Origin of the sequence: Methylococcus sp. ANG (genome assembly GCF_040730495.1) — a bacterium.
In the GTDB taxonomy this organism is placed as follows: domain Bacteria; phylum Pseudomonadota; class Gammaproteobacteria; order Methylococcales; family Methylococcaceae; genus Methylococcus.
This window is the reverse complement of the sequence record NZ_CP160399.1, coordinates 1117769-1133068: the sequence shown is the minus strand read 5'-3', so window position 1 is coordinate 1133068 and position 15300 is coordinate 1117769. Positions and strand designations below refer to the sequence as shown.

Below are 15300 nucleotides of genomic sequence, written 5' to 3'. Positions count from 1 at the left end.
TCATGACTCATCAAACCGCGAAACAAGGCCTGTTCGACCGCAGGATACTGGCGGAGGCTTTGCTGGATTCGTTCCGGAAGCTGTCACCGCGGACGCAGTTGAAGAACCCGGTGATGTTCGTCGTCTACGTCGGCAGCCTCCTGACCACGGTGTTGTACTTCCAGTCTCTGGCGGGCCGGGGCGAGGCGTCTTCGGGATTCATCCTGGCGATTACCCTCTGGCTCTGGTTCACCGTCCTGTTCGCCAATTTCGCCGAGGCGGTGGCGGAAGGGCGGGCCAAGGCCCAGGCCGCATCCCTGCGCAGCGCCAAGCGCGACGTCATGGCGAAGAAGCTGGACGAGCCGCGCTATGGCGCCAACTACAGCAAGGTGACGGGATCGAGCCTGCGCCGCGGCGACGTGGTGCTGATCGAGGCCGGCGATTTCATCCCCGCCGACGGCGAGGTGATCGAAGGCGTGGCCTCGGTCAACGAAAGCGCAATCACGGGTGAGAGCGCGCCGGTGATCCGCGAATCCGGGGGCGATTTCAGTTCGGTGACCGGTGGCACACGGGTGCTGTCGGACTGGCTGGTGGTGCGGATCACGGTCAATCCGGGCGAGGCGTTCCTCGACCGCATGATCGCCATGGTCGAAGGCGCCAAGCGGCAGAAGACGCCGAACGAGATCGCTCTGACCATCCTGCTGGTGGCGCTCACCCTGATCTTCCTGATGGCGACCGTGACCCTGCTGCCGTTTTCGATCTACGGCGTGGAAACGGCCGGGGAGGGGCAGCCGATCACGATCACCGTAATGGTGGCTCTCCTGGTGTGCCTGATTCCCACCACCATCGGCGGCCTGTTGTCCGCGATCGGCGTGGCCGGCATCGGCCGGATGATGCGCAAGAACGTGATCGCCACCTCCGGCCGGGCGGTGGAGGCGGCGGGGGACGTGGACGTGCTGCTGCTCGACAAGACCGGCACGATCACCTTGGGTAACCGCCAGGCCTCGGCGTTTCTGCCGCTGCAGGGGATAAGCCAGCGGGATCTGGCGGACGCCGCGCAACTGGCGTCCCTGGCGGACGAAACCCCCGAAGGCCGCAGCGTGGTGGTGCTGGCCAAGCAGAAGTATGGGCTCAGGGAACGCGACGTGCACTCCCTGGGCGCCACCTTCGTCCACTTCAGCGCCCAGACCCGGATGAGCGGCGTAAATCTCCCCTCTCCCCTTGGGAGAGGGGTCGGGGGTGAGGGTATTCGACAGATCCGGAAGGGCGCGACCGACGCCATCCGCGCCTATGTGGAGGAGCAGGGCGGTCAGTTTCCGGAGGCGGCGCAAAAGCTGGTCCATGACGTGGCGCGCCGCGGCAGCACGCCGCTGGTGGTGGCCGAGAGCGGCCGTGCGCTGGGCGTGATCGAGCTCAAGGACATCGTCAAGGGCGGGATCAAGGAGCGCTTCGTCGAGCTGCGCCGGATGGGCATCAAGACCGTCATGATCACCGGCGACAACCCGCTGACCGCGGCGGCCATCGCCGCCGAGGCGGGCGTGGACGATTTCCTGGCGGAAGCGACGCCGGAAGCCAAGCTCAAGCTGATCCGAGGCTACCAGGCCGAAGGCCGGCTGGTGGCGATGACGGGCGATGGCACCAACGACGCTCCGGCGCTGGCCCAGGCCGACGTCGCGGTGGCCATGAACAGCGGCACCCAGGCCGCGAAGGAAGCCGGCAACATGGTGGACCTGGATTCCAATCCCACCAAGCTCATCGAGATCGTGGAAACCGGCAAACAGATGCTGATGACCCGCGGCGCGCTGACCACCTTCAGCATCGCCAACGACGTGGCGAAGTACTTCGCCATCATTCCGGCGGCGTTCGCGACCACCCACCCGGCGCTCAACGCGCTCAACGTCATGGGGCTCGCGACGCACGCCAGCGCCATTCTGTCCGCGGTGATCTTCAACGCCCTGATCATCGTCGCGCTCATCCCGCTGGCGCTGACAGGCGTGGCGTACAGGCCGGTGGGCGCTTCGGTATTGCTGCGGAACAACCTGCTGGTCTACGGCGTCGGTGGGCTGATCGTGCCCTTCATCGGCATCAAGCTGATCGACATGCTGCTCGTCGCCCTGGATCTCGTCTGAAGGAAAGCCAATCCATGACTACGCATTTCAAACCCGCTCTGCTCATGCTGCTGGTGTGGACCGTGATCACCGGCGTTCTCTACCCGGCGGTGGTCACCCATCTGGGACAGTTGCTGTTTCCCCACCAGGCCAACGGCAGCCTGATCGAAAAGGACGGAAAACCGCTGGGCTCGGAACTCATCGGCCAGCCGTTCGGCGATCCGAAATATTTCTGGAGCCGTCCCTCGGCGACCGCGCCGTATGCCTACAATGCCGGCGCGTCCAGCGGTTCCAATCAGGGGCCGACCAATCCGGCGCTGGCCGAAGCCATCAAGGAAAGGGTCCAGGCCCTGCGGGACGCCGATCCCGGCAACCCGGCGCCCGTGCCGGTCGATCTGGTCACCGCCTCCGGCAGCGGCCTGGACCCGCACATCAGCCCGGCGGCTGCGGCTTACCAGGTGGCACGCGTGGCCCGGCTGCGAAACCTATCGGAATCGGTGGTCAAGGAACTGGTGGCGCGGCACACCGAAGGCCGCCAGTTCGGGTTTCTGGGCGAGCCGCGGGTGAACGTGTTGATGCTCAACCTGGCGCTGGATGCGGCACGGTGATGAGTGTCGAAAGGCCGGTCATGGCTTCGTGCCTTTCTCCTCTTGGCTGGTTGGCGCTACCGCCCATTTGGGAACATGCATCCGATACGCGACGGTCCGTCCGACTGCGGTCGGGATCATCCGGCGGCGCCGGCTTCGATCGAGGCGATGTACCGCAACACGTCTTCCGTTCGTCCCTCCGACACCAGTTGCTCGGCGGTCTTGTAGCCGAAAGGCGAGAGCGGCTCGTTGCGATACCAGAACAACGTCCGATTCACGTCTCCGGAAATGTCGGTACTGGCCTTGATGACTCTCAAAGCTTCGCGCAGAAACCGCTGCACCCCCTGTGACGTGGGCGCGCGGCTGATGGTGTTGCGGTGGACATGCGCTTGATCCGCCAGCGTTTGAAGGTCTATGTTCAGGGCTTGGCTGAAGCGTTTCGGCGACAGAGCCGGACCGGGCATGTCCAGGTCGCGCAGCGATTCGACTAAGTGATCGTAATTTTTTCCTGAGGCTTGCGGCGCCTCGGCGGCAGGGGAAGCGGTCATGAGTGAACCTCAAGTGTAGAATGCACGAATCTTACACTAAATATGCACTCTATTTGCCTACTGCCTTTACCCATCCCGCTACCGCCGCAGGACACGTTCGCTGATCCGGAAGAACCCGGCCCTTCGACGGCTACCCTCATCTCTTCTTCCGGCAGGGCCATCTACGGACCATCGCCGTTCCGCTACCGAAGCGACTGACCGTAGGCTGACGACGACCCACGATCATCCACCCCCTCCAGGCCGGCGAATTTTCACGCCCCGCACGTTCACCCGGCGCCGTCTGCGGAATACGATCCATTAAATCAAAGCAGGTTGCTCCCGCTCTAGAGCCCAGGCGTGGGAACGGCATAGTCCGACAGACATTTATCCGTCATGCGCCCAGGGCCGAATCTAAAGTCCAGGATACCCACGGTTGCGTACGACGGATAAATGTTTAGACGTTGGCTGGAAAGGAAATAACTGTGCGGAAAGTTTTCGGAATTGTAGAGTTTGAAGAGACGCTTTATTGTGCTGCTGATTCGCTAGGTCAGACAGTCAATATTTCGTTAGCCGATCATCAAGGAACATTGACTCTCCCTTCACTTCCAGTATGGGGTGAAGACGAGAGTGACCCTTTGGGTATGCCCCTGTTGGGTCCAGCATCCGCCAGAACCTGGATGCAGGTTGCCCTTGGCGTCGGGCATCATAGGTATAAGGCAACGCTATGATCTAAGCGTTTTCAAAATCCGGGCGATCCAATCAGCGCAAAATTTACAGATTTTTTACCTCGGTTTCGGCTATTTTTACGCCGGTCTTAGAAGCGATGGGTTAAGGTGTCGCTCTTTCCAACCACCCGTAAAGCTCATGTCAGACCGAAGTTATCTCGGGATCGTCGCTACCGAAAACAACGAATGGATCGTCGTCAACCAGGTGCAGGGGGAAATGCGTTGGTCCGCGAGGTTCGACAACACCTCCGAAGGCCTTGAATCTCTGGCAAAATTCATCAGCGATCGCTGTCCGAGGCCGAAAATATGCGTGAAGTCGACGAACTCTCTGTGGCTGCACCTGATTCTGCATATCAGCTCTGTCACGGACATCGAGGTGTTGCTGATGTCGGAGGCGGGTTTGCGGGTCCATCAGCGGTGGCTGCCGGACCTGCCGGCGAGGACGGCTACGCCGCAGGCCGAGATTCTGGCGCGTTGCGCGGAGCGTTTGATCTGAGTTCGGAGGCCGAGTCCGCGGCGACGGTGGTGAATTGCATCGCCTATAAGCAGGGGCGGCGGGTCGGTGAGATCGCCATCGACGACATCAGCGAGATCCTGAAACAGGATGACACCTTCATCTGGCTGGGCCTGCGCGAGCCGGACATGGGCATGCTGGGAAAAATCCAGCAGGAATTCGGACTGCACGAGCTGGCAATAGAGGACGCATGCTCGGCGCACCAGCGCCCGAAACTGGAAGAGTATGGCGATTCGCTGTTCCTGGTGCTGCAAACCGCTCAATTGGTGGACGACGCCGTCCAGTTCGGCGAAACCCATTTGTTCATCGGCCCGCGTTTCCTGGTTTCGATTCGGCATGGTTCGCCGTTCAGTTATCAGAAGGTCCGGGAACGCTGCGAGAATCTGCCCCGCTCGCTTGCCACAGGGCCGGGTTTTGCGGTGTACGCCATCATGGATTTCATCGTGGACGGCTACGGCCCGGTCGTGGACGGACTGCAGGAACGGTTCGAACGTCTGGAGGGCGACGTCTTCAACCACCAGTTCAGCCGCCGGACCCAGGAGCAGCTCTATACGCTGAAACGGGAGCTGCTCCTGGTTCGGGGCGCCGCCGAACCGCTGCTCGACATCTGCAGCCAGTTGACGCATTTCCATGCGGACCTGTTTCCCAAGGAAATGCGGTTCTATTTCCGGGACATTTCCGACCACGTCAAGCGCATCGATCAGGCCGCCGACCGGATGCGGGAGATGCTGACATCGGCCATGCAGGTCCACCTGACCTTGGTCACCGTGAGGCAGAACGAAGTGGTCAAACGCCTGGCCGGCTGGGGCGCCATCCTGGCGGTCCCAACCATGGTGTTCAGCCTCTACGGGGTCAATTTCAAATATATGCCCGAGCTGGAGTGGGAATACAGCTATCCCGCCATGCTGGCCATCGTGACCGTAGGTTGTGCGATTCTTTACCGGAGGCTGAAGCATGCGGGCTGGTTGTGACGTTGCAGGGTGGAATTGCGGCGGGCATATGGGGATGAGGGCGGTGTCGGGCATGCCCGGAATGCGTGCCGCCGACGGTTGCGGGCGGTAGCGTCGCCGATGGCCGCGGAGCGCCCGGATCCCGATGCCCTGCTCGCCAGGGTCGAGCGTGAGCAGGCCAGGGCGCGGCGGGGCCGGCTCAAGATTTTCTTCGGCGCCGCGGCGGGGGTAGGCAAGACCTATTCGATGCTGCAGGCGGCACGGGAGCGGCGCGCCGAGGGTGTCGACGTCGTGGTCGGACTGGTGGAGACCCACGGCCGCAAGGAGACCGCGGCACTCCTCGAAGGGCTGGAGGTGCTGCCGGTACGGACGGTCGAATACCGCGGCACGGTGGTCGGCGAGTTCGATCTCGACGGCGCTCTCAAACGCCGGCCTTCGGTGATTCTGGTCGACGAACTGGCGCATACCAACGCCGCCGGTTCGCGCCACCCCAAGCGCTGGCAGGACGTGGAAGAGCTGCTGCGCGCCGGCATCGACGTCTATACCACCCTCAACGTCCAGCATCTGGAGAGTCTCAACGACGACGTCGGCCAAATCTCGGGCATCCGGGTGTGGGAAACCGTGCCGGACACGGTGTTCGAAGCCGCGGATGAAGTCGAGCTGATCGACTTGCCGCCGGACGAACTGCTGGTCCGTCTCAAGGAAGGCAAGGTCTACATACCCCAGCAGGCGGAGCTGGCGGCGGAGAATTTCTTCCGCAAGGGCAACCTCATCGCGCTGCGCGAACTGGCCTTGCGCCAGACCGCCGACCGGGTCGACGCCCAGATGCGGGACTACCGCGAGGACCATACCATCCGGGAGGTCTGGCAGGTCGGCGAGCGCATCCTGGTCTGTATCGGCCCCAACCCGATGGCGGAACGGCTGATCCGCGCCGGCAAGCGGCTGGCGACCAGTCTGCGAGCGGAATGGCTCGTGGCCTACGTGGAGACCCCGCCCCTGCAGCGCCTTCCGGCGGAGCGGCGCGACGCGGTGCTGCGCATGCTGCGTCTGGCGGAGCAGCTCGGCGCCGAGACCGTCACCCTGAGCGCGCCGGACATGAGCGAGGCCGTCATCGATTTCGCCAAGGAACGCAACGTCACCAAGATCGTCATGGGCAAGCCGCAGCGGCGCGGCTGGCGGCGCTGGCTGCTGGGTTCGGTGGTGGACACGATCGTTGCCGAGGCTCACAACATCAACGTCTATCTGCTGGGCAGCCCGCAGGGGGAGGACCGTGGACGCGGGCCTCTGCCGGCGCCGCTGCCGGGGCTGAGCGTCAAACCCGAGCGCGGACGCGCGGCGGCATACCGGGGTTACCTGGGCGCGGCGGCGGCGACGCTCCTGTGCACGCTGATGGCGAAGGCGATGTTCGGCCGGTTCGAGCTGACCAACCTGGTGATGGTGTATCTGCTCGGCGTCATCTTCGTGGCGACCCGTTATGGGCGCGGGCCGTCCATCCTGGCTTCCGTACTCGGCGTCCTCGCCTTCGATTTCTTCTTCGTGGTGCCTTACCATACCTTTTCGGTCGCCGACACCCAGTATTTGTTCACCTTCGCCGTGATGCTCAGTGTCGCCCTGGTGATCGCCAACCTGATGGCGAACGTCCGCTCCCAGGCCAAGGTCGCTTCCCACCGGGAACGCCGGGCGACCGTCCTGTACGCCATGAGCAAGGAACTGGCGGCGAGTCGGAGCGAGGCCGAGATCGTTCAGATCGCGGTACGCCAGATCGGGATCGAATTCGGCGGGCGCAGCGTGCTGCTGTTCCCTGACGAAAACGGTAGGATCGGCTACCCGGTCTCCCCGCTCGCCGAGGAATCCTTGCCGGGCATCGACATGAGCGTGGCCCAATGGGTGTTCGACCACAACGAAATGGCCGGGCAGGGCACCAACACGCTGCCGGGCGCCAGCGGCGTCTACATCCCTTTGACCGGCGCCGAAAAGACCATCGGCGTGCTGGTCTTGGCGCCGGCCAACCTGCGCCGGGTTTTCCTGCCGGAGCAGCAAAAGCTCCTGCAAACCTTCGTCAACCTGATCGTGCAGGCGATCGAGCGGGTCCGGCTCGCCGAACAGGCCCGCGTCAACCAGGTGCAGATGGAATCCGAACGCCTGCGCAATTCCTTGCTCAGCTCGATCTCCCACGATCTGCGCACCCCGCTCGCGACGATCGTGGGCTCGGCGAGCACCCTGGTCGAAGGCGACTACGCCCTGGAGCCGGAGGACCGGCGGGAGCTCAGCCGGGCGATCTACGACGAGGCCCGCCGCATGGCCAGCCTGGTGAACAATATCCTGGACATGGCCTGGTTCGACGCCGGGGTGGTCAAGCTCCATCTGCAGTGGCACATCCTGGAGGAAATCGTCGGCACCGTGCTGACGCGCCTGCAGAAGCAGCTCGAACAGCGTTCGGTGACGGTGCGCCTGCCGCCGGAAACGCCGTTCGTCTACGTGGATTCGGTGATGCTGGAGCAGGTGCTGGCCAACCTGCTGGAAAACGCCATCCGCTACACGCCGGAAAACAGTCCCATCGAGATTGCCGCCGAGGCCACGCCGTTCACGATGACGATCACGGTTGCCGACCGCGGGCCCGGAATTCCCAAAGGCCAGGAGGAGCTGATCTTCGAAAAATTCTACCGGGTCCACCACGAAGGGCCGCAAAGCGGTGTCGGCCTGGGACTCGCCATCTGCCGGGCGATCGTGGAAGCGCATGGCGGCTACATCCGCGCCAGGAACCGGGCCGGGGGCGGGGCGGTATTCACGATCGTCCTGCCCCTGCGGGAGTCGCCGCCCCGGATCGAACCGGAAGCCGAGCCGGCGGAGTAGCCCGTGTCCGGACCGAATCCCGTCGTCGTGGTCATCGAGGACGATCCGCAGATGCGGCGGTTCCTGCGTACCAGCCTGCGCAGCCACGGTTTTCAGGTGTTCGAAGCCGATACCGGCAACCGCGGCATCATCGAGGCCGGGATGCGCAAGCCGGAAGTCGTCATTCTCGACCTCGGATTGCCGGACATGGATGGTGTCGAGGTCGTCAAGGCGCTGCGGGAGTGGACGATGCTGCCGATCATCGTGCTTTCGGCCCGCAGTACGGAAGAGCACAAGATCGAAGCCCTGGATGCCGGCGCCGACGACTACCTGACCAAGCCGTTCGGCATCGGCGAACTCATTGCCAGAATACGTGTGGCCCTCCGGCATTCGGCAACCGGCGCCGCGAATTCCCCGGACCACGGATATGCCAGCGGCGGATTGCGGATCGACCTGCTTCGGCGCACCGTGACTGTCGGCGAGCGGGAGATACGCCTGACCCCCACCGAATACCGTCTGCTCGCCGCGCTGGCGCGCCACGCGGGCAAGGTGCTGACCCACCGCCAGTTGCTGGTGGAGGTCTGGGGGCCGTCGCATGTCGAGGATTCGCATTACCTCCGTATCTACATGAGCCAGCTTCGGCAAAAACTCGAAACCGATCCGGCCAAGCCGGAGTATCTGATCACGGAGTCGGGGGTGGGATACCGCCTGAAAATTTGAAAATACCGGGGGTAGAAGTCTAAAACAGCTCCAGTTGCCGCTGTCCCGGCGGCGTGAAAAGGCCACCGACCAGGCCGGGCAGTTCGGCAGCCAGACCATGGCGTTTCAGGGCCAGGCGGTAGCGGCGGGCGAGGAGACCCGCGTATTCGCCGCTGCCGACCTGGCGCCGGCCGAAGCCGGAATCATAAATCTTGCCGCCGTGGGCGAGTGCGACCAGGCTGAGGGTGTGGGCGGCTTTCAGCGGGTAATGGGCGTCCAGCCATTCCGCGAACAGGGATTCGACTTCCCGCGGCAGCCGCAGCAGGATGTAGCCGGCGGACACCGCTCCCTGCTCCGCCGCCTTCTCCACGATCCGCTCCATCTCGCTATCCGTGAGCCACGGGATGATCGGGGCGATCATCACCTTCACCGGCACCCCGGCTGCGGCCAGGCGCGCGACCGTCACCAGCCGCCGGTGCGGGGCCGAGGCGCGGGGTTCGAGTTTCAGCGCCAGGGTCTTGTCCAACGTGGTGATGGAGACCTGCACGTTGGCCAGCCCCGCCGCCGCCATCTCGCCGAGGATGTCCAGGTCGCGCTCGATCAGGGCGGATTTGGTGGTGATCGTCACCGGGTGGCGGGCGCGCTGCAGGACTTCCAGAACCTGCCGGGTGATCCGCCATTCGCGCTCGATCGGCTGGTAGGGATCGGTGTTGGCGCCCAGGGCGAGGGGCGAGCACCGGTACCCGGGATGGGCCAGCTCCTTCTCGAGCAGGGTCGGCGCGTCGGGCTTGGCGAACAGCCGGGTTTCGAAGTCCAGCCCCGGCGACAGCCCCACATAGGCATGGCTGGGCCGGGCATAGCAATAGATGCAGCCATGCTCGCAGCCGCGGTAGGGGTTCAGCGACTGTTCGAAAGGGATGTCGGGCGACTGGTTGCGGGCGATGATGGAACGCGAGTGTTCCGTGCTGACCTGAGTCGCCAGCGCCGAGGGCTCTTCCGGAAACCAGCCGTCGTCCACCGCTTCCCGGGTCGTCGCAGAGAAACGGGAAGTCTCGTTGCTGACGGCGCCGCGGCCGTGGCGCGGAGTGCCGGGTTTCACGAGCCGGGCGCTCCCGTACGGCTCACCGCTGGCCGCAGGTCGGGCAGGAAGGATTCCGCCCCAGCCCGACTTCGTGCCATTCCAGCCGCAGTGCGTCGAACACGACGAGGCGGTTGCTGCGGACGGTGGGAAGACCCAAAAGCAGTTTGATGGCTTCCAGGGCCTGCATGCTGCCGATGACGCCGGGCAGGGCCGCGACGACGCCGTTGCGGGCGCAGCTTCCGTCCAGCTCGCCGCCCTGGGGATAGAGGCAGTTGTAGCAAGGGTTCACGCCATCGCCCGGCGTGAATACGGCGAGCTGCCCCTCGAAGCGGATCGCGGCGCCCGATACCAGGGGGGTGCGGGTCGCCACGCAGGCCGCGTTGACAGCGAACCGTGTCGCGAAATTGTCCGAGCAGTCCAGAACCACGTCGACCGCGCCGGCCCATTCCTCGAGGGCCGATGCGGAAAGGCGTTCGGAAACCGGCTCGATCCGCACGTCCGGGTTCATCCGCCGCAGCCGGCCGGTGCAGGCTTCGGCCTTGCCCCGGCCGATGTCCGCGGTATCGAAAGCGATCTGGCGCTGGAGGTTGGAGAGATCGACGGTGTCGAAATCGCTCACGACCAGCTTGCCCACGCCGGCTGCGGCCAGGTACATCGCCGCCGGCGAGCCCAGTCCGCCCAGTCCCACGATGAGCGCGCTGGCGCCGAGCAGCCGGTCCTGGCCTTCGGCGTCGACCTCGGGAAGCATGATCTGGCGGCTGTAGCGAAGGAGTTGAGCGTCGTCCATCGGGAGAGTTCGGGCTGTCGCGGATTCGCGATTATAGCGGCTGCGGCGCCTTGCGGTGTCGTCCAGGTTCGTTCGGGCCTGGTCGTGCCGGTGGGTTAAACTGGCCGGTCGCCACCGCAGAAAAGTCAAAGTATCAGAGCCATGATCGTACTCGCCATCGAAACCGCGACCGAAGCCTGCTCGGCTGCGCTTTACCAGGACGGCGCCATCCTGGAGCGCTACCAGGTGGCGCCCAGGGAGCACAACCGGCTGATCCTGCCCATGCTGGAATCGCTGCTCGCGGAAGCCGGCATCGCGCTGGGGCAGGTGGATGCCGTGGCTTTCGGGCGCGGGCCGGGTTCGTTCACGGGGGTCCGCATCGCCGCGGGGGTGGCGCAGGGCATCGCCTTCGCGCTGGATCTTCCGGTCGCGCCGGTCTCGACCCTGGCCGCCCTGGCGGACGAGGCGATGGCCGAGAAGGGCTGCGAGTACGCGTTTCCGTGTATCGACGCGCGGATGGCGGAGGTCTATTTCGCCGTCTACCGCCGGGATGTGGAAGGCTACCCCGAGTTGCGAGGGCAGGAGCGTGTCCTGCCGCCCGGCCAGGCGGATTTTTCGCCGGCGGACGGTGCTGGCATTGGAACCGGCAGCGGCTGGGCCACCTACCAGGCCTGCCTGAGCGGCCTGGCCGGCAGGCGCCTGGCCTCGGTCTCGAGCGGCCGCTTCCCCCGCGCCGCGGCGGTCGCACGCCTGGGCGCCAGGATTCACGCCGTGGGGGGGGGCGTCCCGGCGGAGCAGGCGCTGCCGGTTTACCTCCGGGACGATGTCGCCAGGAAGTCGAAGCCGTGAGTTGGGGCGGGGTTCGAGGCCCGCTGGCCGCGTATCGGCTGCCGCGGCTCCTGTAGTACACTAGCGGCATGGCGCAATATTTCGAGGTGCATCCCCAGACGCCGCAGCAGCGGTTGATCCGCCGGGCCGCGGAGATCGTCCGCCAGGGGGGGCTGATCGTCTATCCGACCGATTCGTCTTACGCCTTCGGCTGCCAACTGGACTGCAAGGATGCCCTGGAGCGCATCCGCAACATCCGCCAATTGGATGAAGAACACAACTTCACCCTGATCTGCCGCGATCTTTCGCAGGTTTCGGCTTTCGCCAGGATCAACAACGAAGCTTTCCGTCTGATCAAGACCTTGACGCCGGGGCCCTATACCTTCCTGCTGCAGGCCACGCGCGAGGTGCCGCGCCGCCTCCAGCATCCCAAGCGCAAGACCATCGGGATCCGCTTGCCCGACAACGCCGTTTCGCAGTTGCTGGTGGCCGAACTGGACGAACCCTTGTTCAGCTCGACCCTGATCCTGCCCGGCGAAACCGAAGGCCTCGGCGATCCCGAGGACATCCGGGACCAGGTGGGTTCGCGGGTAGAACTGATCCTTGCCGCCGGAGTCATACCCTTCGCGGAAACCACGATCGTCGATCTGACCGGCGAGTTCCCGGTCGTCGTTCGCCAGGGCAAGGGCAGCGTCGGCTTCCTGCGCGCCTAGCCTTTTTCGTCCCTTCTTCACTTTCGGGCCTAATCACACGATGGATGATCTTACTTTGGTTCAGCGTTTCAGTGTCTGGCTGTTGCCGGTGCTGTTCGCGATCACCCTCCACGAGGTAGCGCACGGCTGGGCCGCCAGCAGGCTGGGCGACAATACCGCCAAGAGCCTCGGCCGCCTTTCGCTGAATCCGCTGCGGCACATCGACCCGGTCGGGACCATCCTGGTGCCGGGTCTCCTGCTGGCTTTCGGCGGCTTCATCTTCGGCTGGGCCAAGCCGGTGCCGGTGGACTGGGGACGGCTGCGCCATCCTCGGCGGGACATGGCCCTGGTGGCGGTGGCCGGACCCGGGGCCAACCTGGTGATGGCCCTGGGATGGGCGATCCTGCTGCGGCTGGCCATGGAGCTGCCCGAGAGCCTGGACTACGTGGCTCTGCCCCTGGGGCTGATGGGGAAGGCCGGAATCGCCATCAACAGCGTGCTGATGGTGCTGAATCTGTTGCCGATTCCGCCGCTGGACGGCAGCCGGGTCGTCTCGACCCTCCTGCCGCTGCGGGCGGCGATCCAGTACAGCCGGATCGAGCCCTACGGCTTCTGGATACTGCTGATCCTGATCTATACGAACATTTTGGGGCGCATCATGGTCGGGCCGCTGCTGCTGGTACAGCATCTGATCTACACCGTCGTCGGCCTGGCCGGAGGCGCATGACCGGGACGGCGCCCGTTTCGGAAGCCATGGAACCGGTCGCGCTGGTCAGGGGCGCGCCGGTCAGCCAGTTGCCGGAGGATCTGTACATTCCGCCGGACGCGCTGGAAATCTTTCTCGAATCCTTCGAGGGTCCGCTCGATCTGCTGTTGTATCTGATCCGCAAGCAGAATTTCGACATCCTCGACATCCCGATCGCCGAGATCACCCGCCAGTACATCGGCTACATCGAGATGATGGACATCATGCGGATGGAGCTGGCGGCGGAGTACCTGCTGATGGCCGCGATCCTGGCCGAGATCAAGTCCCGGGTGCTGCTGCCCCGGCCGAAGGAGACGGAAGCCGAGGAGGAGGACCCGCGCGCCGAACTCGTGCGGCGCCTGCAGGAATACGAGCGTTTCAAGGCCGCGGCGGAACGGCTGGACCAGTTTCCCCGCCTGGAGCGCGACCTGTTCGAAACCGGGGCGGCGAGCGATGACATTCCGGTGCCTAAGGTCTATCCGAGCATCGCCATGAACGATCTGCTGTCGGCGTTCCAGGACGTCCTGAAACGCCTGAACCACACCAGCCATCATCACATCCGCCGGGAAGCGCTGTCGGTGCGCGAGCGCATGAGCCTGATTCTCGAACGCCTGGCCGGCGATGCGACGCTGGCTTTCGAAGCCCTGTTCCCGCAGCACGAAGGGCGGCCGGGCGCGGTGGTGTCGCTGCTGGCCGTGCTGGAGCTGAGCAAGGAGCGGCTGATCGAAATCATCCAGGACGAGCCCCTCGGCGCCGTGCGGGTGCGCTCCCTGGTCGTCGCCGGCGGTGACTGAGTTGGACCTCAAAGCCATCGTCGAGGCTGCGCTGTTCGCGGCGCAAAGGCCGCTCTCTCTGGCCGAGCTGGAGGCTCTGTTCGGCGAGGGCGAGCGTCCCGCCGCGGAGGACATCCGGCAGGCGCTGGAGACCCTGGCGGAGGAATACTCGGAGCGGCCGCTGGAGCTTCGCAAGGTGGCCAGCGGCTACCGGTTCCAGGTCCGCGCCGCCTATGCGCCGTGGATTTCCAGGCTGTTCGAGGAGCGGCCCGGCCGCTATTCCCGCGCCCTGCTGGAGACCCTGGCGATCATCGCCTACCGGCAACCGGTGACGCGCGGCCAGATCGAAGAGATTCGGGGCGTCGCGGTCAGCTCCGGCATCATCCGGACGCTCACCGAGCGGGAGTGGGTGACCGTGGTCGGCCATCGCGACGTTCCCGGCCGCCCGGCGCTGTTTGCCACCACGCCCCAGTTTCTCGATTATTTCAATCTCGAATCCCTGGCGGATTTGCCGGCCCTGCCGGAATTCGCCGCATCACCGGAGTTAGAAAATGTCCTTGCCGCCGCGCAAACCGACCAAACCCATCCGCCCGAGGAACCGCCCGGCCCAGTCGGCGCCGACGCATGAGACGGCCGAGGCCGGCGAGGGCGAGCGCATCCAGAAGGCACTGGCGCACGCCGGTTTCGGGTCCCGGCGGGAGATCGAAGGCTGGATCCGCGAGGGCAAGGTCTTCATCAACCGCCGTCCCGCGCATCTGGGCGACCGCTACCGCAGGGGCGATCAGGTCATGCTGAACGGCCATCTGGTCAATCTCGAAAAGCGCCTGCAGGTGGCCACGCGGGTGCTGCTGTACCACAAGCCGGTGGGCGAACTGGTCAGCCGGCGCGATCCGGAAGGCCGTCCGGTGATCTTCTCGCAATTGCCGCGCCTGGAGCTGGGGCGCTGGGTCGCTGTCGGACGTCTGGACGTCAACACCCAGGGACTGATCCTCGTGACCAACAACGGCGAACTGGCCCATCGTCTGATGCACCCTTCCCGCGAAGTCGAGCGCGAGTACGCCGTGCGCATCCTGGGGACGGTCAGCGAGGCCGTCATCGAAAGGCTGATCAACGGGGTGCAGCTCGAAGACGGTCCGGCGCGCTTCGAATCGGTCGCCGAGGCGGGGGGCGAGGGCGCGAACCGCTGGTTCCACGTGGTGGTCCGGGAGGGGCGCAACCGGCTGGTGCGGCGCCTGTGGGAGTCGCAGAACCTGGTGGTGAGCCGCCTCATCCGGGTGCGCTACGGCGACATCGTCCTGCCGCCGCGGCTGCGCGCCGGCGCCTCCGTGGAGCTGGAAGGGGAGGCTCTGGACGGCCTGCTGCGTTCCGTGGGACTGCCGCCGGTGACACCGGAAACGCCGCCGAAGCGCCGCTTCGGCGGCGAAGCGCGGGGCCGGGAAGGTGGGCCGCGCAACCGCCGGCGCCAGCTTTCTGGGAGGCGGTGAAGCAGGTATG

15 protein-coding genes are annotated in these 15300 nt (G+C 65.2%); 12 read left to right on the top strand and 3 right to left on the bottom strand.

The window, feature by feature from the left end:
• The first annotated feature begins 2 nt into the window (after positions 1–2).
• Together kdpB and kdpC are read left to right on the top strand one after the other, a co-directional pair.
• Complete coding sequence (gene kdpB / locus ABZN20_RS05240) at positions 3–2108, top strand: potassium-transporting ATPase subunit KdpB (RefSeq protein ID WP_367026989.1); 2106 nt, start codon at positions 3–5, stop codon at positions 2106–2108.
• Between the two features lie 14 nt (positions 2109–2122).
• Complete coding sequence (gene kdpC, locus ABZN20_RS05235; protein ID WP_367026988.1) at positions 2123–2695, top strand: potassium-transporting ATPase subunit KdpC; 573 nt, start codon at positions 2123–2125, stop codon at positions 2693–2695.
• A 116-nt stretch (positions 2696–2811) separates the two neighbouring features.
• Here kdpC and ABZN20_RS05230 read toward each other — a convergent pair whose 3' ends face one another.
• The gene (locus ABZN20_RS05230; RefSeq protein WP_367026987.1) at positions 2812–3222 is read right to left on the bottom strand and encodes a hypothetical protein; all 411 of its coding nucleotides are present in this window, start codon (positions 3220–3222) and stop codon (positions 2812–2814) included.
• Positions 3223–4236: 1014 nt separating this feature from the next.
• Here ABZN20_RS05230 and ABZN20_RS05225 point away from each other — a divergent pair.
• The 4 genes from ABZN20_RS05225 (at position 4237) to ABZN20_RS05210 (ending at position 8942) form a co-directional block, all read left to right on the top strand.
• A complete protein-coding gene (locus tag ABZN20_RS05225; protein WP_367026986.1) occupies positions 4237–4422 on the top strand; it encodes a hypothetical protein in 186 nt (61 codons plus the stop codon).
• Positions 4401–5411 carry a magnesium and cobalt transport protein CorA gene (locus ABZN20_RS05220; RefSeq protein WP_255556410.1) on the top strand — a complete coding sequence of 337 codons (1011 nt, stop codon included), beginning with the start codon at positions 4401–4403 and terminating at the stop codon, positions 5409–5411. Before ABZN20_RS05225 ends, ABZN20_RS05220 begins: the two co-directional genes overlap by 22 nt.
• A 99-nt stretch (positions 5412–5510) precedes the next feature.
• A complete protein-coding gene (locus tag ABZN20_RS05215; RefSeq protein WP_367026985.1) occupies positions 5511–8243 on the top strand; it encodes a sensor histidine kinase KdpD in 2733 nt (910 codons plus the stop codon).
• Positions 8244–8246: 3 nt separating this feature from the next.
• Entirely contained in the window at positions 8247–8942 is a 696-nt protein-coding gene (locus tag ABZN20_RS05210; protein WP_367026984.1) for a response regulator, read from the top strand.
• Positions 8943–8961: 19 nt separating this feature from the next.
• On the opposite strand, the gene ABZN20_RS05205 is transcribed toward ABZN20_RS05210, so the two are convergent.
• Entirely contained in the window at positions 8962–10020 is a 1059-nt protein-coding gene (locus ABZN20_RS05205; protein ID WP_367026983.1) for a PA0069 family radical SAM protein, read from the bottom strand.
• A 22-nt stretch (positions 10021–10042) separates the two neighbouring features.
• The gene (locus ABZN20_RS05200) at positions 10043–10789 is read right to left on the bottom strand and encodes a HesA/MoeB/ThiF family protein (RefSeq protein ID WP_367026982.1); all 747 of its coding nucleotides are present in this window, start codon (positions 10787–10789) and stop codon (positions 10043–10045) included.
• A gap of 141 nt (positions 10790–10930) precedes the next feature.
• Here ABZN20_RS05200 and tsaB point away from each other — a divergent pair, with 141 nt between their 5' ends.
• From tsaB to rluB, 6 genes are all read left to right on the top strand, one after another.
• Positions 10931–11617 (top strand): tRNA (adenosine(37)-N6)-threonylcarbamoyltransferase complex dimerization subunit type 1 TsaB, encoded by a 687-nt coding sequence (gene tsaB, locus ABZN20_RS05195; RefSeq protein WP_367026981.1) that lies wholly within the window; start codon positions 10931–10933, stop codon positions 11615–11617.
• A gap of 68 nt (positions 11618–11685) precedes the next feature.
• On the top strand, positions 11686–12309 hold the full coding sequence (locus tag ABZN20_RS05190) for an L-threonylcarbamoyladenylate synthase (protein WP_218806649.1): 624 nt from the start codon (positions 11686–11688) through the stop codon (positions 12307–12309).
• A gap of 40 nt (positions 12310–12349) precedes the next feature.
• Positions 12350–13015, top strand: coding sequence for a site-2 protease family protein (locus ABZN20_RS05185; RefSeq protein WP_367026980.1), 666 nt, complete (start codon positions 12350–12352; stop codon positions 13013–13015).
• Positions 13012–13827, top strand: coding sequence for a segregation and condensation protein A (locus ABZN20_RS05180; protein WP_367026979.1), 816 nt, complete (start codon positions 13012–13014; stop codon positions 13825–13827). Before ABZN20_RS05185 ends, ABZN20_RS05180 begins: the two co-directional genes overlap by 4 nt.
• Before the next feature lies 1 nt (position 13828).
• On the top strand, positions 13829–14434 hold the full coding sequence (scpB, locus tag ABZN20_RS05175; protein WP_367027537.1) for an SMC-Scp complex subunit ScpB: 606 nt from the start codon (positions 13829–13831) through the stop codon (positions 14432–14434).
• On the top strand, positions 14358–15290 hold the full coding sequence (gene rluB / locus ABZN20_RS05170) for a 23S rRNA pseudouridine(2605) synthase RluB (RefSeq protein WP_367026978.1): 933 nt from the start codon (positions 14358–14360) through the stop codon (positions 15288–15290). The genes scpB and rluB overlap by 77 nt, the downstream gene beginning before the upstream one ends.
• Positions 15291–15300: the final 10 nt, after the last annotated feature.